This is a genomic window from Maritimimonas sp. 2205BS37-2 (assembly GCF_056591755.1).
The window spans coordinates 276,961-301,649 of the sequence record NZ_JBWQOI010000003.1; the positions used below are offsets into that span (position 1 = coordinate 276,961).

The 24,689-nt window shown below is 34.3% G+C and carries 27 protein-coding genes; 18 read left to right on the top strand and 9 right to left on the bottom strand.

Translation table 11 applies throughout. The features are described from left to right. The 3 genes from AC1EUU_RS14260 to AC1EUU_RS14270 are packed head-to-tail and all read right to left on the bottom strand — an operon-like array spanning window position 1 to window position 3,335. A complete protein-coding gene (locus tag AC1EUU_RS14260; RefSeq protein WP_480202117.1) occupies window positions 1-765 on the bottom strand; it encodes a Na(+)-translocating NADH-quinone reductase subunit C in 765 nt (254 codons plus the stop codon). Between the two features lie 3 nt (window positions 766-768). Next, complete coding sequence (locus AC1EUU_RS14265; protein ID WP_480202118.1) at window positions 769-1,974, bottom strand: NADH:ubiquinone reductase (Na(+)-transporting) subunit B; 1,206 nt, start codon at window positions 1,972-1,974, stop codon at window positions 769-771. 11 nt (window positions 1,975-1,985) lie between these two features. Further along, complete coding sequence (locus tag AC1EUU_RS14270) at window positions 1,986-3,335, bottom strand: Na(+)-translocating NADH-quinone reductase subunit A (protein WP_480202119.1); 1,350 nt, start codon at window positions 3,333-3,335, stop codon at window positions 1,986-1,988. Window positions 3,336-3,528: 193 nt separating this feature from the next. On the opposite strand from AC1EUU_RS14270, the gene AC1EUU_RS14275 reads away from it, so the two are divergent. The 3 genes from AC1EUU_RS14275 to AC1EUU_RS14285 all read left to right on the top strand — a co-directional run bounded on the left by AC1EUU_RS14275 (window position 3,529) and on the right by AC1EUU_RS14285 (window position 6,458). Further along, window positions 3,529-4,791, top strand: coding sequence for a type IX secretion system plug protein (locus tag AC1EUU_RS14275; protein ID WP_480202120.1), 1,263 nt, complete (start codon window positions 3,529-3,531; stop codon window positions 4,789-4,791). Window positions 4,792-4,880: 89 nt separating this feature from the next. Continuing rightward, window positions 4,881-5,267 carry a Co2+/Mg2+ efflux protein ApaG gene (gene apaG / locus AC1EUU_RS14280; RefSeq protein WP_480202121.1) on the top strand — a complete coding sequence of 129 codons (387 nt, stop codon included), beginning with the start codon at window positions 4,881-4,883 and terminating at the stop codon, window positions 5,265-5,267. A 42-nt stretch (window positions 5,268-5,309) separates the two neighbouring features. After that, entirely contained in the window at window positions 5,310-6,458 is a 1,149-nt protein-coding gene (locus AC1EUU_RS14285) for a DUF3667 domain-containing protein (protein WP_480202122.1), read from the top strand. On the opposite strand, the gene AC1EUU_RS14290 is transcribed toward AC1EUU_RS14285, so the two are convergent. Beyond that, window positions 6,445-7,158 (bottom strand): NRDE family protein, encoded by a 714-nt coding sequence (locus AC1EUU_RS14290; protein WP_480202123.1) that lies wholly within the window; start codon window positions 7,156-7,158, stop codon window positions 6,445-6,447. The genes AC1EUU_RS14285 and AC1EUU_RS14290 overlap by 14 nt on opposite strands. 105 nt (window positions 7,159-7,263) lie before the next feature. Between AC1EUU_RS14290 and pruA the strand changes: the two genes are divergently transcribed. From pruA to AC1EUU_RS14325, 7 genes are all read left to right on the top strand, one after another. Further along, the gene (gene pruA / locus AC1EUU_RS14295) at window positions 7,264-8,889 is read left to right on the top strand and encodes an L-glutamate gamma-semialdehyde dehydrogenase (protein WP_480202124.1); all 1,626 of its coding nucleotides are present in this window, start codon (window positions 7,264-7,266) and stop codon (window positions 8,887-8,889) included. A 160-nt stretch (window positions 8,890-9,049) separates the two neighbouring features. Continuing rightward, window positions 9,050-9,334 (top strand): hypothetical protein, encoded by a 285-nt coding sequence (locus AC1EUU_RS14300; RefSeq protein ID WP_480202125.1) that lies wholly within the window; start codon window positions 9,050-9,052, stop codon window positions 9,332-9,334. A gap of 1 nt (window position 9,335) precedes the next feature. Beyond that, window positions 9,336-9,593, top strand: a complete 258-nt coding sequence (locus tag AC1EUU_RS14305; protein WP_480202126.1) for a DUF3885 domain-containing protein — start codon at window positions 9,336-9,338, stop codon at window positions 9,591-9,593. After that, entirely contained in the window at window positions 9,532-9,954 is a 423-nt protein-coding gene (locus tag AC1EUU_RS14310) for a DUF3885 domain-containing protein (RefSeq protein ID WP_480202127.1), read from the top strand. Before AC1EUU_RS14305 ends, AC1EUU_RS14310 begins: the two co-directional genes overlap by 62 nt. Before the next feature lie 265 nt (window positions 9,955-10,219). Further along, complete coding sequence (locus AC1EUU_RS14315; RefSeq protein WP_480202128.1) at window positions 10,220-10,651, top strand: SRPBCC family protein; 432 nt, start codon at window positions 10,220-10,222, stop codon at window positions 10,649-10,651. A 63-nt stretch (window positions 10,652-10,714) separates the two neighbouring features. Beyond that, window positions 10,715-11,056, top strand: coding sequence for a YciI family protein (locus AC1EUU_RS14320; protein ID WP_480202129.1), 342 nt, complete (start codon window positions 10,715-10,717; stop codon window positions 11,054-11,056). Between the two features lie 49 nt (window positions 11,057-11,105). Further along, window positions 11,106-12,386: an RNA polymerase sigma factor gene (locus AC1EUU_RS14325; RefSeq protein WP_480202130.1), complete on the top strand. Its 1,281-nt coding sequence runs from the start codon at window positions 11,106-11,108 to the stop codon at window positions 12,384-12,386. Between the two features lie 8 nt (window positions 12,387-12,394). On the opposite strand, the gene rsmG is transcribed toward AC1EUU_RS14325, so the two are convergent. Continuing rightward, complete coding sequence (gene rsmG, locus AC1EUU_RS14330) at window positions 12,395-13,024, bottom strand: 16S rRNA (guanine(527)-N(7))-methyltransferase RsmG (RefSeq protein WP_480202131.1); 630 nt, start codon at window positions 13,022-13,024, stop codon at window positions 12,395-12,397. 114 nt (window positions 13,025-13,138) lie between these two features. On the opposite strand from rsmG, the gene AC1EUU_RS14335 reads away from it, so the two are divergent. From AC1EUU_RS14335 to AC1EUU_RS14355, 5 genes are all read left to right on the top strand, one after another. Next, window positions 13,139-14,236 carry a fatty acid desaturase family protein gene (locus tag AC1EUU_RS14335; RefSeq protein ID WP_480202132.1) on the top strand — a complete coding sequence of 366 codons (1,098 nt, stop codon included), beginning with the start codon at window positions 13,139-13,141 and terminating at the stop codon, window positions 14,234-14,236. A gap of 116 nt (window positions 14,237-14,352) precedes the next feature. Beyond that, on the top strand, window positions 14,353-15,549 hold the full coding sequence (locus AC1EUU_RS14340) for a pyridoxal phosphate-dependent aminotransferase (RefSeq protein WP_480202133.1): 1,197 nt from the start codon (window positions 14,353-14,355) through the stop codon (window positions 15,547-15,549). Further along, complete coding sequence (locus tag AC1EUU_RS14345; protein ID WP_480202134.1) at window positions 15,550-15,996, top strand: acyl-CoA thioesterase; 447 nt, start codon at window positions 15,550-15,552, stop codon at window positions 15,994-15,996. It begins immediately after the preceding gene. Between the two features lie 6 nt (window positions 15,997-16,002). After that, window positions 16,003-16,797, top strand: a complete 795-nt coding sequence (locus tag AC1EUU_RS14350; RefSeq protein ID WP_480202135.1) for a DNA/RNA non-specific endonuclease — start codon at window positions 16,003-16,005, stop codon at window positions 16,795-16,797. Window positions 16,798-16,910: 113 nt separating this feature from the next. After that, window positions 16,911-17,336 carry a hypothetical protein gene (locus AC1EUU_RS14355; protein WP_480202136.1) on the top strand — a complete coding sequence of 142 codons (426 nt, stop codon included), beginning with the start codon at window positions 16,911-16,913 and terminating at the stop codon, window positions 17,334-17,336. A gap of 34 nt (window positions 17,337-17,370) precedes the next feature. Here the strand turns inward: AC1EUU_RS14355 and AC1EUU_RS14360 are convergent, their stop codons facing one another. Then, entirely contained in the window at window positions 17,371-18,279 is a 909-nt protein-coding gene (locus AC1EUU_RS14360; protein ID WP_480202137.1) for a DUF6607 family protein, read from the bottom strand. 93 nt (window positions 18,280-18,372) lie between these two features. Between AC1EUU_RS14360 and AC1EUU_RS14365 the strand changes: the two genes are divergently transcribed. From AC1EUU_RS14365 to AC1EUU_RS14375, 3 genes are read left to right on the top strand one after another with little or no spacing between them, the layout of a single operon-like run. Beyond that, entirely contained in the window at window positions 18,373-20,475 is a 2,103-nt protein-coding gene (locus AC1EUU_RS14365; RefSeq protein WP_480202138.1) for a TonB-dependent receptor plug domain-containing protein, read from the top strand. A gap of 12 nt (window positions 20,476-20,487) precedes the next feature. Continuing rightward, window positions 20,488-21,108 carry an HmuY family protein gene (locus AC1EUU_RS14370; protein ID WP_480202139.1) on the top strand — a complete coding sequence of 207 codons (621 nt, stop codon included), beginning with the start codon at window positions 20,488-20,490 and terminating at the stop codon, window positions 21,106-21,108. A 2-nt stretch (window positions 21,109-21,110) separates the two neighbouring features. Then, entirely contained in the window at window positions 21,111-21,560 is a 450-nt protein-coding gene (locus AC1EUU_RS14375) for a DoxX family membrane protein (RefSeq protein ID WP_480202140.1), read from the top strand. 96 nt (window positions 21,561-21,656) lie between these two features. On the opposite strand, the gene AC1EUU_RS14380 is transcribed toward AC1EUU_RS14375, so the two are convergent. The 3 genes from AC1EUU_RS14380 to AC1EUU_RS14390 form a co-directional block, all read right to left on the bottom strand. Continuing rightward, complete coding sequence (locus AC1EUU_RS14380; protein WP_480202141.1) at window positions 21,657-22,292, bottom strand: carbonic anhydrase family protein; 636 nt, start codon at window positions 22,290-22,292, stop codon at window positions 21,657-21,659. A 6-nt stretch (window positions 22,293-22,298) separates the two neighbouring features. After that, entirely contained in the window at window positions 22,299-24,164 is a 1,866-nt protein-coding gene (locus AC1EUU_RS14385; RefSeq protein WP_480202142.1) for a SulP family inorganic anion transporter, read from the bottom strand. Window positions 24,165-24,226: 62 nt separating this feature from the next. Then, window positions 24,227-24,523, bottom strand: coding sequence for a hypothetical protein (locus tag AC1EUU_RS14390; protein WP_480202143.1), 297 nt, complete (start codon window positions 24,521-24,523; stop codon window positions 24,227-24,229). Window positions 24,524-24,689 lie beyond the last annotated feature (166 nt).

A 24,689-nucleotide genomic window follows, 5' to 3' on the forward strand; every position in this document is an offset into this window, starting at 1 on the left:
TTATTTCTTTAAAGTATTAAAATAAGGTAGATACATTGCTAAATCTTTTTTGATCATTGCTGTTACTCCATCACCAGTGATCGTGGCACCCGCAATGGCGTCAACCTCATTATCTGTTTTATCATTATTTACAGGATCATTATTTCCTTTTGCAACGGTGATTCCTTTGAATTCGCCATTTGAGAAAATTGATTCTCCTTGAAAGTCATCTCTAAAATATCCTTCGGTAATATTGGCTCCAAGGCCAGGTGTTTCAGCCTTATGATCAAAGTAAGCGCCTTTGATTGTTTCTAAATCTTCGTTCAATGCTACATATCCCCAAATGGCATCCCATAATCCAACGCCTCTCATAGGCACTATGTAGAACTTTTCACCATCTTTCTCACCAATAAATAAAGGCAATCTTCTCGTGTACGTACCATTTTTAGCCTTATCAGATTCTTTCTTAATATCTATTAAATAAGCTTGATCATCTTCTGTAGCTTTAGTACCCTCTATATAATATTGTTCTGTAATATACTTATCGAACTCGACCTGTGCTTGCTCTGTATTTACAAAACTTCCGGCATCGCTCTCATTTCCTGAAATTGTTGCTTCATTAACACCCATAGCAAACAAAATATTTTGCTGCTTTTCGGTTTTCATGTTCTTTGTAATTGTAGGTTTTAAATATGAAGCTGTAAATGCCAATAACGAACCTACTACCACTACCATAGCAATGGCAAAAATTACGGTATATAAATTACTATCTGTGTTTCTAGCCATGACCTATGCTGTTTTTGCTTTTAAACGTTTTAATCTTCTTTTTACATTACCTTGAACCACATAGTGATCAATTGTCGGTGCAAATACATTCATTAATAAAATAGCTAACATGACACCTTCTGGGAATGCTGGATTGAACACACGGATCATCACCGAGATAAAACCAATTAAAAATCCATAGATCCATTTTCCTTTATTGGTTTGTGATGCCGTTACCGGATCAGTGGCCATGTAAACTATACCAAAGGCCAAACCACCAATTAATAAGTGTTGCCAGAAATCTACAGTCATTAATCCATAGAATTTACTTCCTGAAGTAATCCATCCTAGCTCTACAACTTGATTAAAGATAAAGCCCATTACTAAAGATCCTAATACGGCGCTCAACATGATTCTCCAGCTACCTATTTTAGTGAAGATTAAGAAGAGTCCTCCTAAAAGAATTAATAAGGTGGATGTTTCACCAACAGAACCAGGTATAAAGCCCATAAATTGTTCCCAGGTACTATAATTTGGTGTTACGTTTTGAGCTAGACTACCTAGCATCGTTTCACCAGAAATAGCGTCGGGTTGCCCTACTCTATTTACGGCATCGTGTACCCAAACTTTATCACCACTCATCCATGTTGGATAAGCAAAGAATAAGAATGCTCTAACAGTTAAAGCCGGGTTTAAGATGTTCATTCCAGTTCCCCCAAATACTTCTTTACCTATTACCACACCAAATACAACGGCTACTGCCAACATCCATAAAGGAATATCAACTGGAACGATCAACGGAATCAACATACCTGTTACTAGGTATCCTTCTTCCACCTCATGCCCTTTAATAACCGCGAAAATAAATTCTACTACCAGTCCAACTAGATAGGAAACAATTACCAATGGCAATATTTTCTTTAAACCAATAAAGAAATTATCCATATTCCAGAATTCCCCACTAAAGAAACTTGCAGCTCTTTCAATTTCTCCAGCCGCCAAATAGTGCTGATAACCAGCGTTGAACATACCGAATATTAAACAAGGCACTAATGCCATGATTACAATATTCATCGTACGCTTTAAATCATCTGCCCCTTTAATATGGGTACCGCTATGTGTAGTTTCATTTGGTAAGTACAAAAAGGTGTGAATGGCATTAAATGCTGGTGCCATTTTCGTTCCTTTATACTTCTCCTTTAAATTATGTAAGTTTTGTTTTAATCCCATTTCTTACTTTTTTAACCGATCTCTTCGATCATTAAATCTAACCCTTCTCTAATAATTTGTTGATGTGGTTGTTTAGATACACAAACAAATTCTGTTAACGCAAAATCTTCCGGAGCTACCTCATACATACCTAACGCTTCCATTTCATCTAAATCTTTATACAAACATGCTTTTAAGATTTGCATCGGATAGATATCTAAAGGAAACACCTGTTCATAAGATCCTGTTAACACAAATGCTCTATGTTCGCCATTTGTATTTGTATTTAGGTCATACTTCTTATTAGGGTTTAACCACGAAAAGGTTAATGCTCTTGAGTTTGAAATTTTATTAAAAATAGGCTTGTTCCAACCAAAAAATTCATAGTCGTCTCCTTCTGGAATTACTGTAATTTGATTGTCATAATATCCTAAGAATCCTTCTTTACTAACTTGAATTCCACTTAATGCATTACCACTAATGATACGCTCATTCTTATCGTCTAAGTTATCTGCAGTCAAGTCTTCAATTTTTGCTCCGGCGATTGCCTCGACATATTGTGGACGTATGATCTTCGACCCAGTTAAGGCAATTGTACGTATAGCATTAAATTTACCTGTAAGTAAAAGTTCGCCAATAATTACTAGGTCTTGAGGTGATACTACCCAAACAGTTTCGCCTTTGTTAATAGGACTGATTTTAGCAATTTGCGTACTTACATTTCCACTAGGGTGCGAACCAGAAACTTTATGCAATGAAACACCTGAAAGGTTAACTAAAGGATTATTCGCATTTTTACCAACGCTCACGTGCACATTTCCTTCTGTTAATTTAGCTAACGCTGATACCGCAGTTTGTAATTCAACATCTTTACCTGCTAATACATAATCAAAATCTGCCGCTAAGGGAGCACTTGCATACCCCGAGATAAAAATATCTCTTGGTGATTTTTCAGGGTTTGCAACAACATCATATGGTCGTTGTTTAATAAAAGGCCAGCAACCAGATGCTAATAAATGAGCTTTTATCTCATCACCACTCATGCTAGATGCATCTTTTTTACCAAAATCTTGGTGTTGTTGTTCTTTATCTGCTAAAATTTTTACCTCCAAAACCTTACGTTTAGCACCGCGAACAATCTCTACTACTTCACCACTAACCGGTGACGGAAATAACATTTGTTCATTGGTCTTCGAATGAAATAAAGCTTCACCAGCTTTTACTTCATTACCAACTTTTACTAAGAGTTTTGGTATAATTTTATGAAAATCGTCTGGCTTTACCGCATATACACTACCTAAAGGAAGTTTGGTAGTTGTCTTTTCAGCTTCGCCTACAAGCTTAATGTCTAAGCCTTTTCTAATACGAATGTCTGTTGACATATTTATAAATTGTAGTTATTGTCTTTAAAAGCGGTTGCAAATTTAAAAATTTTGTAGGTCTTATCTAAGTGTTTACCTGCTTAAAACCTTATTTATACTAATTCTAAATAATAAAAACAGCTGTATAGATTTTGTTTCCCTATTTTTGTCATTCGCAGTTCGGTATAACTTTTGATTCAAGGTTTGTAAATTCATGTATTTGACAGCAAGATTATTCTTTATAATAAGCATCACTGTTTTAACAATAGACGTATCGTTATGGGCACAATCACAAGTAATAGTGAACCCGGCGCAACACATAAAATCTATTGTTTTAAGATCTCAACAAACCAATGATTTCTCACCTGTTGTACGTTTAGGGAGCCCTTTAGTGTTAGAATTTGATGATCTTGATGGCGATCAAAAGCAATATTCATATACCATTGAACACTACGATTATAATTGGCAAAAATCGAATCTAAATCCTACCGAGTATTTAGATGGATTTACCAATGACTGGATTCGAAATTTTGAAAATTCATTTAATACCGTTCAAGGATATACTCATTATCGCTTGCGTTTACCAAATGATAATATGCGTATAAAAATTAGCGGTAATTATCTACTTTCAGTAATTGATGAAGATGATAATGTAGTTTTTACACGGCCATTTATTATTTATGAATCTCTAGTTGATGTTGGTGTAACTGTACACAGAAGTCGTGAAATTGCAACTATTAACACCAAGCAAAATGTGCAGTTTAGCGTAAATCACCCTAATTTGCTAATTAATAACCCCAGTTTAGAATTAAAACTCACCGTTTATCAAAATCTCGATTGGAACACAGCCATAAAAAACATAAAACCACAATTTATTCGTGGTACACAACTTTTATATAAATACGGGGCTAACATAAACTTTTGGGGTGGTAATGAATTTTTATTCTTCGACACCAAACAAATACGGGGTGCAGTTAATAATATAGCAAGAAGTGAGTTAAAAGACACTTTCAACACCTATCTATATACCGATGAGGAACGCGCACATAGACCTTACACCAATTACCCAGATGTTAACGGAAATTTTGTGCTGAGAACGATCGATACCGAAGATATTGCTACAGAAGGTGATTACTCTTGGGTTCACTTTTCATTAGAACTACTTGAGCCTCCATCTAAGAATTCTATTTATATCTACGGAGATTTTAACGACTGGCAGCTTAACGATGAGAACAAGATGACCTACGATGAGCGAACCAAGTTGTATCGAGGTCGGCTATTTCTAAAACAAGGGTTTTATAATTATTCGTACGCAACTAAAGATACAGATAGTAAAATTAACGATCATGCGATTGACGGTACTTATTATCAAACCGAAAACACTTATACTGTATTCGTTTATTACAAACCAATTGGAACTCGTTATGATCGCATAATTGGCATTGGAAGCGCCAATTCTGAAAACCTACGCAACTAAATCATATAATAAACATCTACTTTTTAAGTTTTAGTTTATAAGATTAGATTTTTTATCTTTGCATCTCACGAGTTTAGTGATAATCACCTATGGTACAGCAAGTAACAAATGGAATAAAAATATCTGTAGAGACAAACTTTGAAGGTACCACCTATCATAAGGATACTCTTTATTACACTTTTAGCTATAGTATTACCATTGAAAATCAAAGTAATGACTCTGTTCAATTGGTGAGTCGTCATTGGGATATCTTTGACTCTTTAAAAAGCATAGAAGTAGTTGAAGGAGAGGGAGTTATAGGTAAAAAACCCATTATAAAACCCAAGGCAAGTCACACATATAATTCATTCTGTAACCTTGTGTCACCAGTAGGTTCTATGAAAGGGTATTTTAATATGATAAACTTTACAACTACCAAGAGTTTTAAAGTGCAAATCCCTTCTTTCCAATTAAACGTACCAGCCGTTTTAAATTAATTCATTGTTTTGTAGTTTTAAAAAATGAGCTATTTTTAGGCAATGTTTTCATTATCTAAAAAGAAGAAAAAAGAGAAATTACCGGCAAGACAGCGCGGTAATTACTGTTTAAATTGTGAGACTTCTTTAAAAGGTGAAGAAAATTTTTGCCCGGAATGCGGGCAACGTAACAATACCAATCAGTTAAACTTTAAACTGGTATTAGATGAATTTATCGGGAACTTAATAACCTATGATTCGCGTGTTTGGAAAACAGCCGTCCCACTTATTATAAAACCTGGCAAAGTTGCTTACCAATTTATTACCGGTAAACGCAAACAGTTTGTAAATCCATTTAGAACATACTTAACGGTATCATTAATTTTCTTTTTAATCTATGGCCTACTAGGTAAAATAAGTGAATTAAGAAGCAATGGCGAAAAAAAACTTAAAGCTAGCATTGTTACTTTTAATGAAACCCAAACAGATTCGCTAAAAGCTAAAAAGACCGATTCTATTACGAAAGCCGCTATCAATGAAGTTCAAAAAAATGTTCCTATAGATATTGACTCCACACTTAAAGCAAATAATGTAAATATTGATAGTATAAGTAAACATACTACCGATATTGATTCCTTAAAAGGAAATATTGCCGAATCAAACCCTTTCTTTAAAAAACTAAATGCTTTTTACGACTATCATAAAGAAAATAAAGACCATGATGTAACCCAAGCATTAGATAGTCTTGGATATAAAAACACCTTTTGGAACCGATTTTATTATGACAAAGCAAAAGACTCTCATACCATGATGCAAGATAGAGGTGAGAGTTTTAATGAACAGATGTTCTCTAATTTATCATTAGCTATCTTTCTTTTTTTACCAGTTTTTGCCTTATTTCTAAAGTTCATTTATATACGAAGAAAGTACACCTACATGGAGCATATGGTGTTTGTTTTCTATAGCCAGTCAGTATTTTTTTTATTATTGTTAATATTCATCTTTGTACATTTTTTCTCAAATGGTAAAGATGGTTTACTCATAATACCTCCGTTATTATTTTCGATTTACCTGCTAATTGCAATGAAGAACTTTTACAAGCAAAATTGGTTTAAGACCATTTTAAAATACTTAATGGCTAATTTTGCATTTTCTGTTATTGCTTCGTTTGGATTAGCAATTCTTACCGCTATTTCTTTTATAATGTATTAGTGGTGAGTTTTGAGACCTCCTTTGTTAACACATCTTCATAATCAATCGTAAGTGTCTTAGACGATTTTTTGATACTCGTAATACTTACAGTACCACCTAATTTCCGATCCATCAACACATCAATTCTAGGATCACCTACTCCAGCCGAATGATGAAAATCTAAAATCGTTTCAGTACTAAGTTCATTATTATTTTGCCAATTCAAGAACCAATCTTCCCTTAATTTTTTAATTTTCTTATCATATAAGGTAGATGAAGACCAAATTGCCGGCTGCTGTGGCATATTTTTAAGATGCTTATGTTCACCATCCCATACAAATTCAAATAACTGTAAAGTTTGATTCCAATCAACTATGGTTAGTGTAAATTGCTCAACCCCTTCTAAGTCAATAATGGCTAATCCCTTTTTAATATCATCTGCTTTTAAAAGCTCTTTTACAATCAGGCCTCTACTTTTTTTATAATGACTCAAGGAGGTGTGATATTCGAAGCCTCCATTTAACAGGCAAATCAATCTGTTCATTGAACTTAATCCTATCCAGGTACCTCCGGCTTTACCGTCTTTAGGGTACCAAATTGTAACACCATTTTCATTATATTCTTGTGGATGTTCAGCCTTTTCACGAGCATACGGAACATCGCGACTTGAGGTTAGAATAAAATTGGAATTTCCAAGAGGAAGATAACTTACTGTGCACATAATCTATATCGATTTCGAAAAGGTGTTTAATAATTTTAGAGGTGATAAATAAATTGTAACTTTGCTCGCCAAAATTAGTCGATTAATACTTAAAAACATACAATAATGGGCAAAGGATTTTTTCAAGTGCCGGTAGCAGTTAATGAACCTGTAAAAGGGTATGCTCCGGGCTCACCAGAAAGAGACGCTGTTTTAAATCAATATTCAGCATATTTTAATGGTTCTGTTGATGTTCCCTTATATATAGGAAGTGAAGAAATTAGAACCGGAAACACACGTAATATGACGCCTCCACATGATCATCAACATGTGGTTGGAAAATATCATCTTGCTGAAAAACAACATGCTGAACAGGCTATTGCATCTGCACTAGAAGCCAGAACAGCATGGGCACAAATGCCATGGGAACAACGTGCTGCGATCTTCTTACGTGCTGCTGACTTATTAGCTGGTCCTTACAGGGCAAAAATTAATGCAGCTACTATGATTGCACAATCTAAGACCGTACACCAAGCTGAGATTGATGCCGTGGCTGAATTCATCGATTTTCTACGATTTAATGTAGAGTTTATGACTCAAATCTATGCTGAACAACCAGATTCTGCAGAAGGTATTTGGAATCGCGTTGAGTATCGACCGCTGGAAGGTTTTGTGTACGCCATTACACCATTTAATTTTACTGCTATTGCCGGTAATTTACCTGCTTCTGCGGCTATGATGGGTAACGTTGTTGTTTGGAAACCATCAGATAGTCAGATCTTTTCTGCAAAGGTAATTGTAGATGTGTTTAAAGAAGCTGGCATTCCAGATGGCGTAATTAATGTAATTTATGGTGACCCGGTAATGATCACAGAAACCATGTTGGCTTCTCCAGATTTTTCTGGTTTGCACTTTACAGGATCTACTTTTGTTTTTAAAGAGATTTGGAAAAACATTGGCGCAAATATTCATAACTATAAAACCTATCCTAGAATTGTAGGAGAAACTGGTGGTAAAGATTTTATTATTGCGCACCCTTCTGCAAATCCAAAACAAGTTGCAACTGGAATTTCAAGAGGTGCTTTTGAATTTCAAGGACAAAAATGTTCTGCCGCTTCAAGAGTGTATTTACCAGAGTCTATTGCTGACGAAGTATTAGCCTTTGTAAGAGAAGATGTAAAGTCTTTTAAAATGGGATCTCCAGAAGATCTCGGCAACTTTATTACTGCTGTTATTCATGAAGGTTCTTTTGACAAACTTGCAAAATACATTGATGAAGCTAAAGCAGATGCTGATGCCGATATTATTGCAGGTGGTAATTACGATAAATCTAAAGGATACTTTATTGAACCAACGGTTATTTTAGCTAAAGACCCTAAATACACCACCATGTGTACAGAGTTATTCGGGCCTGTAGTTACGGTATATGTTTATAAAGATAAAGACTGGGCAAAAACGCTTGAGTTGGTTGATGGAACATCTGAATATGCATTAACAGGGGCAGTATTCTCAACTGATAGATATGCCATTACAGAAGCTACAAAAGCTTTAGAAAATTGTGCCGGTAACTTCTATATTAATGATAAACCGACCGGTGCTGTGGTTGGCCAACAACCATTTGGTGGTGCCAGAGCGTCTGGAACCAATGACAAAGCAGGTTCTGCGCAAAACTTATTACGTTGGGTATCACCAAGATTAATAAAAGAAACTTTTGTTTCACCAGAAGATTACAGATATCCTTTCCTAGGATAATCAAGTTCCTGCGAAAGCAGGAATCTATAAAATATAAACCGCATCAAATTGATGCGGTTTTTTTGTGTTTGACTTTCTCACTAAAAAACACGAACTTCGTTTAACTGTCGCTAAATGGAATTAAAACTCCTCTTAGTTTTAAGTTGTAGCACATTGAGAAATGAAATTGAAAGATAAATACCCAGAAGCATATTTCGAACATTGGTTGGTTATGCTTTCAACTATGAATACAGAATTCTCCAAAAACGGATTTGAAGAACAAATAACTAATTATCTGTACTTCGAAGGAGAGGAAGAAATGAGGAAGTTGCAAAATGAAGTTGTGCAAATTGTTCAGTCTGATGATTTAATGAAATTTAAAGAAGTTGGAAATCGCTTTAATATTGAAGATTTGAATGAACTTAGTTTGAAAACAATGGCAGAGGTCATAATGAATTGGAATTAGTATGTCAGAAAATGAATTCATAGACTATTGGAATAAGGAATATCCAGAATCGTTTCCGATCAATCACGAATTGAAATGGGTATATCCTGATAGATGGTTTAGAATTCATAGTCTACCCGAATCAAAAAGATACACTGAAAACGAAGACGAGTATAAAATCATACTTGACCGTCAAAACCAATTGATTAACGACCTTATTGGAGAAGAATCAGAGGTTGGTTGCTATATCATTCGGGCTTTACAGATGGGATTCAACTAATGACAATTATAATGAGTTAACCGACTTTGGAGAATTTCAAAAGGTTTTGAGAATTGATTTGCAAAAAGAAAGACCGGAGGAATATGAAAACGAAACGTATTTTGACATTTATGTGAAAACTGAAAGTTGGAAAAACGGAAACAGAAATGAAATTCTCAAAGCAATTGCTGATGATGAAATTAGAGCAATGTTTGTTAGTCTATCAAAGAAATGTGTCATTGCGCCTTATGATGGTGGTGTTGATGTGATTGTTGACTCGACTGAAAAAGAGACAAGCTTAAAGCAAAATACGAAGATTGGCTTTCTGACCGTGAAGATGGAATGTAAAAAAACGTGCCACAACAAGGTGTATAGCCAATAGGGCTTTAAAAGATAAATTGAAAGTCCTGTTCATTGAGTAGGAAACACCAAAACAAAGTTTTGACGTTTAACAAAAAGAAAATTAAAGTAAAAACGTTTGTTTTGGCTTAGTGGTAAACCGAAAGTGAAGATATTCGTATCCGCCCTACTGTCCATGCACTGAACGTTAAACGAACTAAAAATTTTCCTGTTTTCTAAAACTAAAATAATTCCGTCCAAATATGTAAATTGAATTCGTCATAAACGCATAACTTAAATTAAAGAATATGACACATTCAATTAAACACTTATTTCACATTGATGCTAAAAAAGAAGAAGTATTTAAAGCCATTTCTACTATCGAGGGATTATCTAATTGGTGGACAGTAAGCACTACTGGCAGCACTAACCTTAATGAGATTATTAAATTTAGATTTGCCGATAATGGTGGGCCAGATATGCAGGTAACAGAAATAGCCTCCAATGAAAAAGTAGTTTGGCAATGTATAGAAAGCCCACACGGCTGGAAAGGCCATACTTTTACTTTTCTGTTAGATGATAATGATGGTAAAACACGTATTCGCTTTTCGCATGAAGGGTGGCAAGAGGCAGATGACTTTTATGCTATTTGCTCTTTTAGCTGGGGAAGATATCTTGAAAGTTTGCGCCAATTATGCCAAACAGGAAAAGGAAAAGCTTTTGGAAGTAAAAATTATTAAAATGGCTGTCCAAATTTTTAAAACTACAGCGTCATAGAATTATAAAATAAAAAATATACAATTATGAAAGATTACATGTTTATTATTAGAGGAGGCGATGATGTTTCTGAATCTAAATCTCCTGAAGAAATGCAAGAACACATGCAAGACTGGCAAAAATGGATGGGAGGCCTTGCCGAAAAGGGTAAATTAATTGGCGGTGAACCCTTGCAACAAGAAGCTAAATCTTGGATAAATGGAGGAACAAAGCTTGTAGATAGGCCTTTGACTGAAGGCAAAGAGCTCGTAGGTGGTTACATAATGGTAAAAGCAGACTCTTTAGAAGAAGCCAGTGAACTTGCTAAAGGATGCCCTGGATTCGAGCATGATTGCACCATAGAAGTTCGTGAAATAATGCCCATGTAATCTATTATTATTCTTAATTTTAGAATATTAAAGCCTTTATTTACTCTTAATGCGATTGAATACAGAGAAGATAATACATAATAAGCTAAACCATCTTTTTAGGGAAGAGTCTGGAAAGATGGTTTCTGTTTTAGCAAAAATTTTTGGTACCGAAAATTATCAGTTGGCAGAAGATGTTGTTCAAGATGCATTAGTAAGTGCACTACAAACTTGGAAGTTTAATGGCATTCCAGATAACCCAAAAGCGTGGCTATATCGAGTTGCAAGAAATAAAGCGATTGACCTTATTAGAAAGAATAAACATTCAAATCATTTTGATTTTTCTGATTCTGAACGCAAGTTATTGACATCAGAATATACGTTGAGTACTACTATGAATATTTATTGGCAAGAAGACAATATAAAAGATGATTTTTTAGGAATGATGTATGCATGTTGTCATTCAAAGATCTCAACAGATAGTCAGTCTGCATTTATTTTAAAATCATTATGTGGATTTAGTACCAAAGAAATAGCAAAAGCCTATATCTGCTCAGAAGACACTATTTCTAAAAGAATTTATCGTGCAAAAGAATTTTTTAGAAAACAAAAAATAAGACCATCTATTCCCTCAGATAATGAACTAGAAAACAAAACAGCTTCGGTATTAAGTACTATATATATGATCTTCAATGAGGGCTATAATGCTACTCATTCTAAAGATCTTATTAGAGAAGATTTGATTCGTCAAGCAATTTCGCTTTGCAATTCAATGCTAGAAAACGAAAAAACTAGAACACCGCAAGTTTATGCTTTAATGGCATTGATGCATTATCATGCCGCTCGATTTAAAGGAAGGCTAACTACCAATGGAGACATTATTGTTCTATCAAAACAAGATCGTACAATGTGGGATCAAGATATTATCAAGTTAGCAAATGAATATCTACTCAAATCATCAAATACAGAAAAACTGAGTCAATATCACGTTGAAGCCGCTATTGTTCGCGAACATTGTAGAGCAAAGACGTTTAACGACACTAATTGGGAGGCTATTTTAGGTTATTATGATATCTTGTTAAAGTTTGGAAATAATCAAGTGGTAGCACTTAACAGATGCCTAATTTCTCTTCAAATAAATGGTCCAGAACAAGCTTTGGAAGAATTGCAAAAAATCGAGAATGACAAATTGAATAGATATTATTTATATCATGCTGTTTATGGAACCATCTATCAAGAACTTGGTAAAAATATAAAGGCCATTACATATTATAAGAATGCAAAAGCTTTAACACATTCTGAACAAGAGAAAAAACTTCTAGAGCAAAAAATTGCCGTTCTCCAAAATTAAAAAATGTTTTAGGGCTTATATTTTAATGGCAGGTGTACCACCTTTTTTGTTTCGAAAAAGTCTTCTTTAAAAAAATCGGGTAAGTTATAAAGTGTCGCTTTAGGAAAGTTTATCAACTCTTCTGTAAGATCACCTCCTTTTAAATATAGAATTCCGTTTGCCAGTTGATGGTTTTGTTTTTTAGCGATCTTCTTCCGTGTCCACTTTACAAAATCGTTCATATTGGTTACTGCCCTACTTATAATGAAATCAAACTCACCTTTTACCTTTTCGGCGCGTAGATGTTCAGCTTTAACATTTTTTAATCCTAAAGCAGCAACAACCTCATTTACCACTTTTATTTTTTTACCAATAGAATCAACCAAGTAAAAATTGGTTTTAGGAAACAATATTGCCAATGGAATTCCGGGGAACCCCCCACCTGTACCAATATCTAAAACTTTAGAACCTTCTTTAAATGCTTGCACTTTTGCAATCCCTAAAGAATGTAACACATGGCGTAGGTACAACTCATCAATATCTTTGCGAGAAATCACGTTTATCTGAGCATTCCAGTATTTATAGAGTTCTTCTAGTTCAGAAAATTGCTTAATCTGTTTATCAGACAAATCAATAAAATAGGTGTTGATCAATTTCATATTGCTTGCAAAACTACGTTATCTTGTTAAAAATTTAATAATTTAGAGCATTAAACGTCATTTAAACCAAAATTGACGTAATATTGTACCCTGTAAAAAAGACAACAACTCACTATGTCAAATAATATCTCAGTAAAATTTTCTAGAGTAGATTCTACCAAATTTTTCAGAACTCTTAATAAGCGCATTAACACTTACTTTAAAGAAAGAAACATAAAAAAAACAGGTAATTGGAGACTGTATGTTAAAACAATTGTGATGTTTACATTACTCTTAGCACCTTTTATTTTATTACTTACTTTAGATTTGCCTAGCTGGGTTCAAATATTATTTATGGTAATTACGGGAATAGGAATTGCTGGCGTAGGCATGAATGTGATGCATGATGCCAACCATGAATCATATTCTAGTAAAAAGTGGGTCAACAAATTAATGGGTAGTAGTATCCATATTCTAGCAGGAAATGATTATAACTGGAAAGTACAACATAATGTATTACACCATACTTATACAAATATTCCAGGTCATGATGAAGATATAGATGCTGGTAGAGTGATTCGTTTTTCCAGGCATGCAGATTGGCATAAAATGCACAAATACCAACAATATTATTCAATTTTTTTATACGGATTATTAACTATAAACTGGGCAATTACAACCGATTTTAAACAAACATATTTATATTTAAAACGTAAATTATCGTACGGTAAAATGCCACATCCCGCTACTCAATGGACGAAATTAATTATCGGTAAAATTGTGTATTATTCACTTTGGGTTGTGCTACCCTTAATTATAGGATATACATGGTGGCAAGTACTAATTGGCTTTTTTATTATGCATTATACTGCTGGTATTATATTAAGTGTTGTTTTTCAATTAGCACATGTGATGCCTAACACAGATATGCCTTTACCAGATTCTGAAGGTAATATGAAAAACACATGGGCTATCCATCAGTTATTTACTACAGCAAATTTTGCACCTAAAAACAAGATTGTAGGTTGGTTTACCGGTGGATTAAACAGACAGATTGAACATCATTTATTTTCTCATATTAGCCATGTACATTATAAAGAGTTAGCAAAAATTGTAAAGAAAACCGCCTTAGAATTCAATTTACCTTATAATGAGTATAAAACCACAAGGGCTGCTATTATTTCTCACTTTCAACAATTAAAAGAATTAGGTAAAAAACCTGCTATTGCATAGAATAATAACACATTTTCTAATATTTAGTTGTAAACATAACATTTTGTAATAAAAAGCTTTTTTTATTGAATATTTATTGTGCATTAATAGTTAGTTTTGCACTTTAAATTTGTGTAATGATAACCTTGCAACAACAACTTTCTGAGAGAATTAACAATTTACCTGTTTCTCAAACGCTGGCAATGGCTGCTAAAGCCAGAGAACTAAAAGCTGAAGGAAAAGATATCATCAGCTTAAGTTTAGGTGAGCCTGATTTTAATACCCCTGATTTTATTAAAGAGGCAGCGAAGCAAGCCATCGATGATAATTACAATTCGTACACACCAGTTAATGGTTATTTAGAACTTCGAGAAGCTGTTTGCAGAAAGTTCAAACGCGATAATGGCTTAACATATAATGAGAGTCAAGTTGTAGTCTCTACAGGAGCAAAGCAATCTATTGCCAATGTAGCTCAAGTATTACTAAATCCTGGTGATGAAGTTTTGTTACCCGCTCCATATTGGGTGAGTTATTCAGCGATAGCTACCTTATCTGAAGCTACCTTTGTTGAAATTCCTTCTTCGATTGAAACAGATTTTAAAATTACTCCCGAGCAGTTAGAAGAGGCAATCACATCAAAAACTAAGATGATCTTTTTCAATTCGCCTAACAATCCGAGTGGATCATCTTATACTGAAGCCGAATATAGAGCTTTAGCTGAGGTTTTAGAAAAGCATCCCAATATTTATGTTCTCTCTGACGAGATTTATGAACATATCAATTACGGAGAGCCAACTTTTAGTTTTGCTAAAATAGAAAGTATGTATGACCGCACTATTACCATAAATGGTGTGGCAAAGGCTTTTGCCATGACAGGATGGAGAATAGGTTATATTGGTGCTCCTGCATGGATTGCCAAAGCCTGTACCAAAATGCAAGGTCAAATTACATCTGGTGCCAACTGTATTGCACAAAGAGCAACCATAACAGCACTTGACGCCCCTGTTTCAAAAATTCAATACATGATTGATGAGTTTAAGGAACGTAGAAATCTGGTATTGAATTTAATCAATGAGATTGACGGCATGTCTGCTAATATACCGAACGGAGCTTTTTATGTTTTCCCAGATGTCTCTTCTTTTTTCGGAAAAATCATCGATGGATATAGCATTAACAATGCAACCGATTTTTCATTATTTCTATTAGAAAAAGCACATGTGGCAACAGTTACAGGAGATGCATTTGGCGCACCGAAAAATATTAGAATCTCGTATGCCGCTTCAACAGAAGAATTAAAAGAAGCATTTAAACGCATTAAGCAGGCGATTAACTAAATGAGTTATAAAAAGACATTCCCTACATTATGGGCAAATTTTGACGCGAATAAACATATGCGACATTCGGCATATAATGATTTTGCGGCAGAATGTAGAGTGCGTTTTTTTAATGAAAGTGGCTTTACAGTAGATCGATGGGAAAAGGAAGGTTTTGGCCCAATTTTATTTAGTGAGGAAACTAAATTTCTTAGAGAAATAAAACTCGGAGAAGATATTACTGTAGAGCTATATTTAGAAGGTTTATCTGTTAAAGCTGAACGATTTAAGCTCTACCACAAGATCTTTAGACAAAATGGTGAATTAGCAGCCGAATTAAGGGTTTATGGCGCATGGATAGATATGAAAAAACGTAAACTTACGGTTCCGCCAGCCGATATACTTTCTTGTTTTGCATCTCTGGAAAAAACAGAGAATTATCAAGAGATTCCTATTAAATCGAAATAAAAATCGATGAAAAATAAGGCACTGGCTTATCCTGTAATAATTCTCTTTGTAGCCGCAATTCTGTATTTATTATTTCCTGCTTCCGAAAAAAACAGTTCTAGTACAAAGCAACCGGTAAGTCAAATTTCATTTAATTATTTACCTGCAACCACTAATAATCAAATTGTAGAACATTCATATTATACACTTTCATACAGTGAGCCCCATGAACAGGCTGAGTGGATCGCTTATGAATTGAAAAAAGAACACCTTTCAAAGAGTAATAGAAAACGCCCCTTATTTTTTCAAGATAAAAAAGTAAAAACAAAATCCGCTCATTGGGGTAATTACAAAAACTCGGGTTATAGTAAAGGGCATTTAGTGCCTGCCGGAGATCGAAGATTCTCTGAAGATGCGTACAACGAAACTTTTCTCACCTCAAATATTTCACCTCAGAAATATGATTTTAATGCTGGTGTTTGGAACCGATTAGAGCAAAAAGTACGTTATTGGGCTAGTAAAGAAAGACACCTATATGTTATCACCGGTGGTATCTTAAAAGATGATTTAAAAACGATTGGTCGAGAAGAGGTCAGTGTTCCGAAGCACTTTTATAAGATATTATTAGATTATTCGCAACCCGAAATTAAAGCTATTGCCTTTTTAATACCTCATCAAGAAACAAAAAGACCGCTTTACGAATTTGTAGTTAGCATTGATACCATAGAGGCATTATCAAAATTAGATTTCTTTCCAGAATTACCCGATCACATAGAGGATGAATTGGAGGAAGATGCAGATTATAAAAACTGGAGTTTTTAACGTTTTTCTATTTTCAACTTCACTTTAATCCTCAGTTTACAAAACAGATATCGGCCGTTACATAAAATATTTTTATTAAATTGCTGATCACTAACCAATTAAACTCTTAAACTATGTTTTCAAAAACGAACATTATTGCAACAGTTGTAAATGCCCTTTGGGCTTTTTTTGGAGGATATTTATTATGGGGCATTATTGCTGATCCCTATTTAAGAACACAAACACGTACTACTGACACCATGCGGGAAGCGCCAGATTTCATGTGGTTGGCCATTGGTTGTTTAGTAATGGCATTTGCTTTCACCACTATTTATTCAAAATGGACAAGAGGTGCGCATAGCATTTCACAAGGCATTCAATTTGGTATTTGGGTGGGTATTTTAAAAGGACTTGGCAGTGGAATAATCGATTATTCTACAGCTAATATTCTTGGGCTAAAAGGTACGCTAGTGAATGCTATTGTTTATATAGTATTTTTTGCAGTAATGGGTGCTTTAGCTAGTTTGATATACAGCAAAGTAAAATCTTCAGATGAATAAATTAAAAGGGCTTCTTAATTAAGAAGCCCTTTTTTTATTTTTTAGTTACAAAGTTATTAATTACCTCATCTACCTTTTGTTTGTTATTAATTTTACTATCAAATAAATATTGATAAAGACGTTTTTCAGAAACTTTATGTTTTAATTCTAGATCTGTTTTTTTTGAGAAAATTTGACCCCATTTATTCCTAACAACTGCCCATTTATTTTGATTTATTTTCCACCAATCTTGAGCAGCCTTACATTTGTCATTTGCAATTTTCTTATAGGTATTGAACCCTTTTTCTTGTGCTAAGAGCACATCTCTAACACCTGTCTTGCGAATAACTTTATCGTTATTTTGATCGTGTATCCACCCATCTTTAGTAATCTCATGCCTATTCCCTCTAACGGTGACGTTATAATCGTTTCTTTTAGTGTATTCTCTTCTGGGCAAGGGAGCGTCAGTTCTGTTTTCCCAAAAACTCTTCCCATCCACATGTGTCCAAGTTGCGGTACCTTCATAACGCGGACTGTCATCAACCTGATATACTTTTTGAGTCCATTGCCCTTTAACTTTCCCTTTTGGAATAGCAACATATTTCCATCTATTATCAACATCATACATATAAAAATCAGTATTCTGATAAATCCAATCTTGTCTCCAATGTTTTATAATATGGGGATTATTAGGACCTCCAACAATTAAAAGATGTTGTAATATAATTTTACCGGCATCATCTTCTACTAATTGTACCCACTCCAGCGCGCGCTCACGTTTCGTCTTAGAAGCTATATATGTTGAGTCTTTAGCATATTCAAAAGTCTCTGCAAAATTAAATCCAACCTCATAACATCCACTCATACTTTTAATGGCATAAAGATCTTTTTTCCTTTTGCTCTGAGCGCTTGTAATTAACAAACCAGAGAGTGCAAACAAAACAGCAATTGATAACTTACTCATTTTTAATTTTTTAATTGATTCCATGATTAAATTGTTATTTTTATTTAGACTTATTATAAATAAGATTATATATTTGCCACAAATCTATGTAGAATGAGTCTAAATAAAAATAATATTTCATTTTATTTTTTATTTCTGTTTGTTACCCTCGCTTTTTCTCAAGAGAATGAAGAAAAAAACGATTCTATAAAGTCTGAAAAACTAGAAGAAGTAGTTATAACTGCAACGCGCACGCTAAGACAATTATCAACATTACCACTACCCGTTCAGTTGATTAGTCGAAAAGATATTGAGCATTCAAACTCTTTAAGGTTAAGCAATATTTTAAATGAGCAAACGGGTTTGATAACGGTACCTGATTTTGGTGGAGGTGAAGGCATTCAATTACAGGGCTTAGACTCGCAATACACCTTAATACTTATTGATGGCGTTCCTTTAATTGGCCGTCTTGCTGGGACTTTTGATATTAATCGGATCGCCGTTGACAATGCCAAACAAATCGAAGTAGTTAAAGGGCCTTCTTCCAGTTTATATGGTAGTGAAGCAATTGGCGGTGTGGTAAACATTATTACACAAAATCCGAAATTCGGTTTCAACGGAAACCTAAACCAACGTGTTTCAAGCTTAAATATTTATGATTCGAATATTACACTTTCTTATAAGAAACGTAAATTCGGAATAAGCACCTTCATTAACAGGTACTCCAGTGATGGCTACGACATTGATGAAACAACCTTTGGTAGCACCGTTGATCCCTTTAGCAATTATACCTTCAACACAAAGTTGGCTTATGATCTATCTCCTAGCACTAAATTCTTCTTATCAGGTAGGTTCTATACCCAAAATCAAGATAATATTCCAACAGAAAATTTAAGTGGAGAAAGCCAGGTAAATGAATGGGGGGCTCATTTTAAAGCAAATCATTCTTTCAATGATAAATGGACTGGATACCTAGAATTATACAGTACACGCTATAAAACAAAAGAATTTTTAAACAATCAAGACGGCACAAGAAATAGTGAAAATTATTACAATCAGCTTTTAATGAGGCCCGAATTAAGAATGACCTTTGTGCCAAATGACACGAACAGTTTTATTTTTGGTTTAGGACTAACCCATGAAACTCTTAACAGAACTTCGTTTTCTACAAACCCAAAGTTCAACTCTCCTTACATTTACGCACAATATGACACTAACCTGATAGAGAGGTTAAATGTTATCTTCGGAGCACGTTTTGATAGCCATAATGAATATGTTTCAAGAATTAATCCAAAGTTAGCTCTAAGATATGAGTTCAATGATAACATCGCAATCAAAGGATCTGCAGGTTTTGCTTATAAAACACCTGCATTTAGACAGCTATATTTCGACTTTACCAACTCAACTGTCGGATATACGGTTTTAGGATATAATACTGTACAATCTTCCATACCTCAATTACAAGAACAAGGGCAAATAGCCGCATTAGTTATACCACTTTCTGAATTTAATAACAAAATAAAACCAGAAACCTCCATCGGTTATAATCTTGGAGTTGACCTTAAAATTAACCCCCAACTTAAACTAGGGCTCAACCTATTTAGAAACGATTTAAAAAATTTAATAGATACACGAGTTATTGCAAGTAAAACAAACGGACAAAATGTATTCAGCTATTATAACGTCAATAAGTCTTATACACAGGGGTTAGAACTTAATGCCATGTGGAAACCAAATAACTATTTTAAAGTATTAGGGGGTTATCAGTTACTTTTTGCAAAAGACAAGGGTGCCGAAAGTGCATTTGAAAATGGTGAAGTTTTTGCCAGATTGTCTCCCTCTTCACCTTCATTTCAACTTAAAGAAGGTAATTATTTCGGACTTTATAATAGGTCAAGGCATATGGCAAACTTTAAGATCTTCTATAGTATCCCAAAATGGGGAATCGATACTAATATTAGAGGAACCTATAGAAGTAAATATGGTTTATTTGACACCAACTCCAACAACTATCTAGATGACTTCGACGAGTTTATTGAAGGGTATACGCTATGGAATTTTGCCATTAATAAACTTTTTTTGAAGAAGTTCAAAATAAGTTTTGGAATTGATAATGTATTTGACTTTACAAAAGTTCCGAACGCTAGCGCTAATGGATTATCAATTTCAAACTTACCTGGTAGATTAATTTACGGAAAACTAAATATTCAAATTTAATAAATATTAACAATGAGAAAAATCAATTATTTTTTAGCAATCTTTTTATGCTTAGCCTTTACTTCTTGTAATGACGACGATCTATCCCTATTAGCAGTTGAATCAAAATCTGTTTCAAATTTATACGCACCGCAAACTGGAGGACAAGGTCAACCGGTTGGCGGAGATTTTACCAAATTTGATTTCTCAACTGGTGATGTTACCACTAGTGAGACCGATTGGGACATTGCTTTTAGAGGAACTACCATTATTGTAAATGGTGGAACCTCATCAGGTCTCATCGATGAACCTATAAGAAATGGTAATGCTGCAGCCTATGTTGCATCTGGCACCTTAGCATCTATAGTTTCTGCCAACGCTTCTGAATTAAAGCAAGATAGTTCAAGTGGGCTAGCAATAGCATCGGGTTCAGATAACGGGTGGTATACATATGCTGGTCCGCCAACTCACTTAATTATACCAACTGCAGGTAAAATTTTAATATTTAGAACCAGAGATGGTAGGTATGCCAAAGTTGAAATTCTGAGTTATTATAAAGATGCTCCTTCTAGTCCGGATGCCTTTACTGATGAAAGTAGGTATTTCACTTTTAACTATGTATATAACCCGAACGAAGGAATAATAACCTTTTAATCATGCAAAAATCAATCAATCTATCATTCATCATTTTCCGTTTAGTTTTAGGTGGAATGATGATATATGGCGGTGTTCAAAAATTTCAAAAACCTATACCAACACCCATAGAAGTTGTAGAAAAAGCTCAAAAATTTAAAGCTCCTGAGAAGGAAAACACCCTACAAAAAATACTGTATATAAGTGGGAGCAAACAAACAGGCTATTTTTGGCAAGTACTAGGTATTTGCGAATTAGTATTTGGAGTACTTTTATTACTCCAATTTACCGGATTTGTTGGTGCAATTTTTTTACTACCTGTTACTTTGCACATTTTTTTATTCCATTTATTTCTAGAGCCTGATGAAATTGGCGAGTTACTTCAAACAGGAGGTTTATTCATCATTAATATAGCTTTAGTTTTAAAAGAAAAGGAAAAATGGAAGCATTTACTTTGGATCAAACCAATTTAAATTAAAATCTTACGTGGGTAAAGTTGTACCCTAGTAAATTTGGTTTATTAACAAAAAAGCCGCCCTCTGGGCGGCTTTTTATATTATAAATAGCGTTTATAGCATTTCTACTTTTCCTGTGTGTAAGCTATATACACCTCCTACTATTTCAATTTCGCCATTAGCTTCCATCTCTTTTAAAATAGGGCTTCTTTCACGAATTCTATCCATTGTTAACTTTACGTTGTTTTCAACAGTTTTAGCAACAAATTCACTATTAGAAGAATTCAATTCACCATCTACCTCATCAGAAGATTTCTTTACAGCCGGTAATATATTGTTCAACATGCTTGTAATGTTTCCTAATTCAACTCCGTCACAAGCGGCTTTTACAGCACCACAAGCCTCATGCCCCATTACAAGTACCAACTTACTACCCGCAACTTTACATGAATACTCCATACTTCCCAAGATATCAGTATTTTCAAAATTTCCAGCTACTCGAGCAACGAATACATCTCCAATAGCTTGATCGAATACCGTTTCTACAGGAACACGCGAATCAATACAAGATAATATCACTGCTTTTGGAAATTGTCCTCCAGTTGTTTGTCCAACAAGTGCTGCATTATCCAAAGTCTGTGAATCTCCACTCACAAATCTGTTATTTCCTTCTACTAGATCTTGCATAACCGCCGAAGGAGTTAAAGCACTTTGCATCTCTTTTGTTATTGCTATATTTTTTACTGCCATAATTTCTTATTTATTGTTGTTAATATTTTCTTTAATCCAAGATACGCAATCATCAAACGTTTCAAATATGCGTTCTGAAGGTATAAAATCAGGAATAATATCAATCCTTTCCATCATATATCTTGGCTGTGGTAATAAACCTACAAATAGTGTTTGTACATCTTTCTTTTTAAGATCTTGCAATACATCCTCCATGGCGTATAAGCCAGATTGGTCCATATACTGCATTCTGTCTAAACGAATCACCGCTGTACTCGCTGATTCAGGTATCTGTTGTGCCAAGGCTTGAAAATCACTAGTAGAACCAAAGAATAAAGGACCTTTAATATGTTTTATAAAGACCTTCTCTTTGTATTTCTCTGGAAATTCAGATTCATCAGCCCATGCTTTTTCATTATTTAAGGTTTTGACATCTGATCGTTCAGCTGTTAAATCTCCAATCTTCTTCATAAACATTAAAGAAGCAATAACTAAACCGATACCTACAGCATATACTAAATTCCAAAAAGTAGATAAAATTAATACAACTAGCATCACAACTACCTCTGTACTAAATTTAAATGGACCTAATTTACCATCTTTTGGTAATACAGGAATTGCTCGTAATCCTTTATAATCCATTACTCCAATACCAACCGTAATTAAGATTCCTGCTAAAACGGCTGCCGGAATTTTTGAGGCTAGCGGTGCTACAGCCAATAAAATTACAAACAATAAAACACCTGCAATCATACCCGAAAGCCTTGTTTTACCCCCTGAGTTGATATTTACTACAGTTCTAATTGTTGCTCCCGCTCCAGGAATTCCTCCAAAAAGTGCTGCTATACTATTACCAATACCCTGCCCTACTAATTCTTTATTAGGCTTATGCTTGGTCTTTGTCATATTATCAGCTACAATCGAGGTTAGTAGGGAGTCAATGGCTCCTAAAAGTGCTAAGGTTAATGCTGTAAAAATATATGGCGTTACATTTCCTAAATTAAAATTGGTAATAATACCTGTATTAAACTTAGGAAGTCCTTGTGGTATTTCAGGAATAGGTCTATAGTCTAGCCCTCCTAAAATCGCAATTGCAGACATGACCAGCAAAGCTACTAAAGTACTTGGCACCGCGGTTGTAATCCGTTTGAAACCATAAATAATAATAATGGTACCTAACGCAAGTAATATTTCTAACCAATCAATATTCTTTAAAGCTCTTGGTAATACCTTAAATGCACCTATAACACCCGAAGCTTCTTTACCTGCCAAAGTTTTTGATTCTTTTAAAATATCTGCCTCTGTAATCTTCTCAGCTCTATTAATGGTTTCTTGAAAATTCTCAAGTACTAAAATACCCTCACCTGCTTCTTCTTTAAGGATATTTTCTAAGATGATCTCTTCAGCCTGAGGTTTAAATTGATTTACAAACTCCAAGTCTTCTTTTGCATAATATCCCAACATAGGTAAAATCTGGGTAACTAAAATGATAACCCCAATTGCGGTCATAAAACCTGATACAACCGGATAAGGAATGTATCGAATATATTTACCTAAGCCAATCGCACCCAAGCCGATTTGCATTAAACCAGCTAATAGAAATACGGTTAAAATGGCAGGTAAAGCCTTATTAACATCACCATCATTAGCGGCAATAATCGTGGCAATGATAACCATACTCACCGCAGTCATAGGAGCAGTTGGTCCTGATATCTGTGTATTTGTTCCTCCAAATAGCGCTGCGAAGAAACTTATAAATATGGCTCCATATAAACCAGCACTTGGCCCTAAACCAGATGAAACCCCAAAGGCCAATGCTAATGGTAAAGCAACAATACCAGCTGTTATACCACCAAAGGCATCGCCTTTTATGTTTGAAAATAAATTTTTCATTTAAAATAAATTAAAATGTGTTATGTGTTAATTGATTACTCTGAAACTGAAAATAGCGAAGATTAAGCTAATTCAGGGGGTGGTGATGTATTATCACCAAATGATTGCGAATACAACCTTAAGTAGTGATGATTCTTATTCGAAGCATCAAAGTATTCTTCTTCAGAATGAAGTTTTATTATTTCTAAAAATTTAAGCTCAGCGTCTTTAATCGTTTCACTCTCTTTATTTTCTTCTTCTGAAATGTCTAATAAGACAATTGCATTCTTGGTATCATTACAAGCGTACATAACACTTGGTAAAATAACACTTACCAAAAATAGTAGTGAAAAGAAAAGAGAAATGTATTTTCTAGACAATTCTGTTTGATTTTTAGAAAGGCAAATATAAGATATTGTAAGCACTTAGTTATTAAAAAAATCTTAAATCAAAGATTACTTGGTAATTTTAAAACAATTTTCATCTCTTCTTCAATTAATTGGTTTAAAACCAATAAGCTTACAGGAAAAACACCTAGAAGAAAAG

Coding starts and splice junctions, on each gene's coding strand:
- pruA (WP_480202124.1), top strand. CDS start 7,264: ATGGGCAAAGGATTTTTTCAAGTGCCGGTAGCAGTTAATGAACCTGTA.
- AC1EUU_RS14380 (WP_480202141.1), bottom strand. CDS start 22,292: ATGGCAGTAAAAAATATAGCAATAACAAAAGAGATGCAAAGTGCTTTA.
- AC1EUU_RS14365 (WP_480202138.1), top strand. CDS start 18,373: ATGAGTCTAAATAAAAATAATATTTCATTTTATTTTTTATTTCTGTTT.
- AC1EUU_RS14290 (WP_480202123.1), bottom strand. CDS start 7,158: ATGTGCACAGTAAGTTATCTTCCTCTTGGAAATTCCAATTTTATTCTA.
- AC1EUU_RS14350 (WP_480202135.1), top strand. CDS start 16,003: ATGAAAAATAAGGCACTGGCTTATCCTGTAATAATTCTCTTTGTAGCC.
- AC1EUU_RS14270 (WP_480202119.1), bottom strand. CDS start 3,335: ATGTCAACAGACATTCGTATTAGAAAAGGCTTAGACATTAAGCTTGTA.
- AC1EUU_RS14265 (WP_480202118.1), bottom strand. CDS start 1,974: ATGGGATTAAAACAAAACTTACATAATTTAAAGGAGAAGTATAAAGGA.
- AC1EUU_RS14260 (WP_480202117.1), bottom strand. CDS start 765: ATGGCTAGAAACACAGATAGTAATTTATATACCGTAATTTTTGCCATT.
- AC1EUU_RS14275 (WP_480202120.1), top strand. CDS start 3,529: ATGTATTTGACAGCAAGATTATTCTTTATAATAAGCATCACTGTTTTA.
- AC1EUU_RS14300 (WP_480202125.1), top strand. CDS start 9,050: ATGAAATTGAAAGATAAATACCCAGAAGCATATTTCGAACATTGGTTG.
- apaG (WP_480202121.1), top strand. CDS start 4,881: ATGGTACAGCAAGTAACAAATGGAATAAAAATATCTGTAGAGACAAAC.
- rsmG (WP_480202131.1), bottom strand. CDS start 13,024: ATGAAATTGATCAACACCTATTTTATTGATTTGTCTGATAAACAGATT.
- AC1EUU_RS14325 (WP_480202130.1), top strand. CDS start 11,106: ATGCGATTGAATACAGAGAAGATAATACATAATAAGCTAAACCATCTT.
- AC1EUU_RS14335 (WP_480202132.1), top strand. CDS start 13,139: ATGTCAAATAATATCTCAGTAAAATTTTCTAGAGTAGATTCTACCAAA.
- AC1EUU_RS14315 (WP_480202128.1), top strand. CDS start 10,220: ATGACACATTCAATTAAACACTTATTTCACATTGATGCTAAAAAAGAA.
- AC1EUU_RS14370 (WP_480202139.1), top strand. CDS start 20,488: ATGAGAAAAATCAATTATTTTTTAGCAATCTTTTTATGCTTAGCCTTT.
- AC1EUU_RS14355 (WP_480202136.1), top strand. CDS start 16,911: ATGTTTTCAAAAACGAACATTATTGCAACAGTTGTAAATGCCCTTTGG.
- AC1EUU_RS14360 (WP_480202137.1), bottom strand. CDS start 18,279: ATGAGTAAGTTATCAATTGCTGTTTTGTTTGCACTCTCTGGTTTGTTA.
- AC1EUU_RS14305 (WP_480202126.1), top strand. CDS start 9,336: ATGTCAGAAAATGAATTCATAGACTATTGGAATAAGGAATATCCAGAA.
- AC1EUU_RS14385 (WP_480202142.1), bottom strand. CDS start 24,164: ATGAAAAATTTATTTTCAAACATAAAAGGCGATGCCTTTGGTGGTATA.
- AC1EUU_RS14285 (WP_480202122.1), top strand. CDS start 5,310: ATGTTTTCATTATCTAAAAAGAAGAAAAAAGAGAAATTACCGGCAAGA.
- AC1EUU_RS14320 (WP_480202129.1), top strand. CDS start 10,715: ATGAAAGATTACATGTTTATTATTAGAGGAGGCGATGATGTTTCTGAA.
- AC1EUU_RS14345 (WP_480202134.1), top strand. CDS start 15,550: ATGAGTTATAAAAAGACATTCCCTACATTATGGGCAAATTTTGACGCG.
- AC1EUU_RS14375 (WP_480202140.1), top strand. CDS start 21,111: ATGCAAAAATCAATCAATCTATCATTCATCATTTTCCGTTTAGTTTTA.
- AC1EUU_RS14340 (WP_480202133.1), top strand. CDS start 14,353: ATGATAACCTTGCAACAACAACTTTCTGAGAGAATTAACAATTTACCT.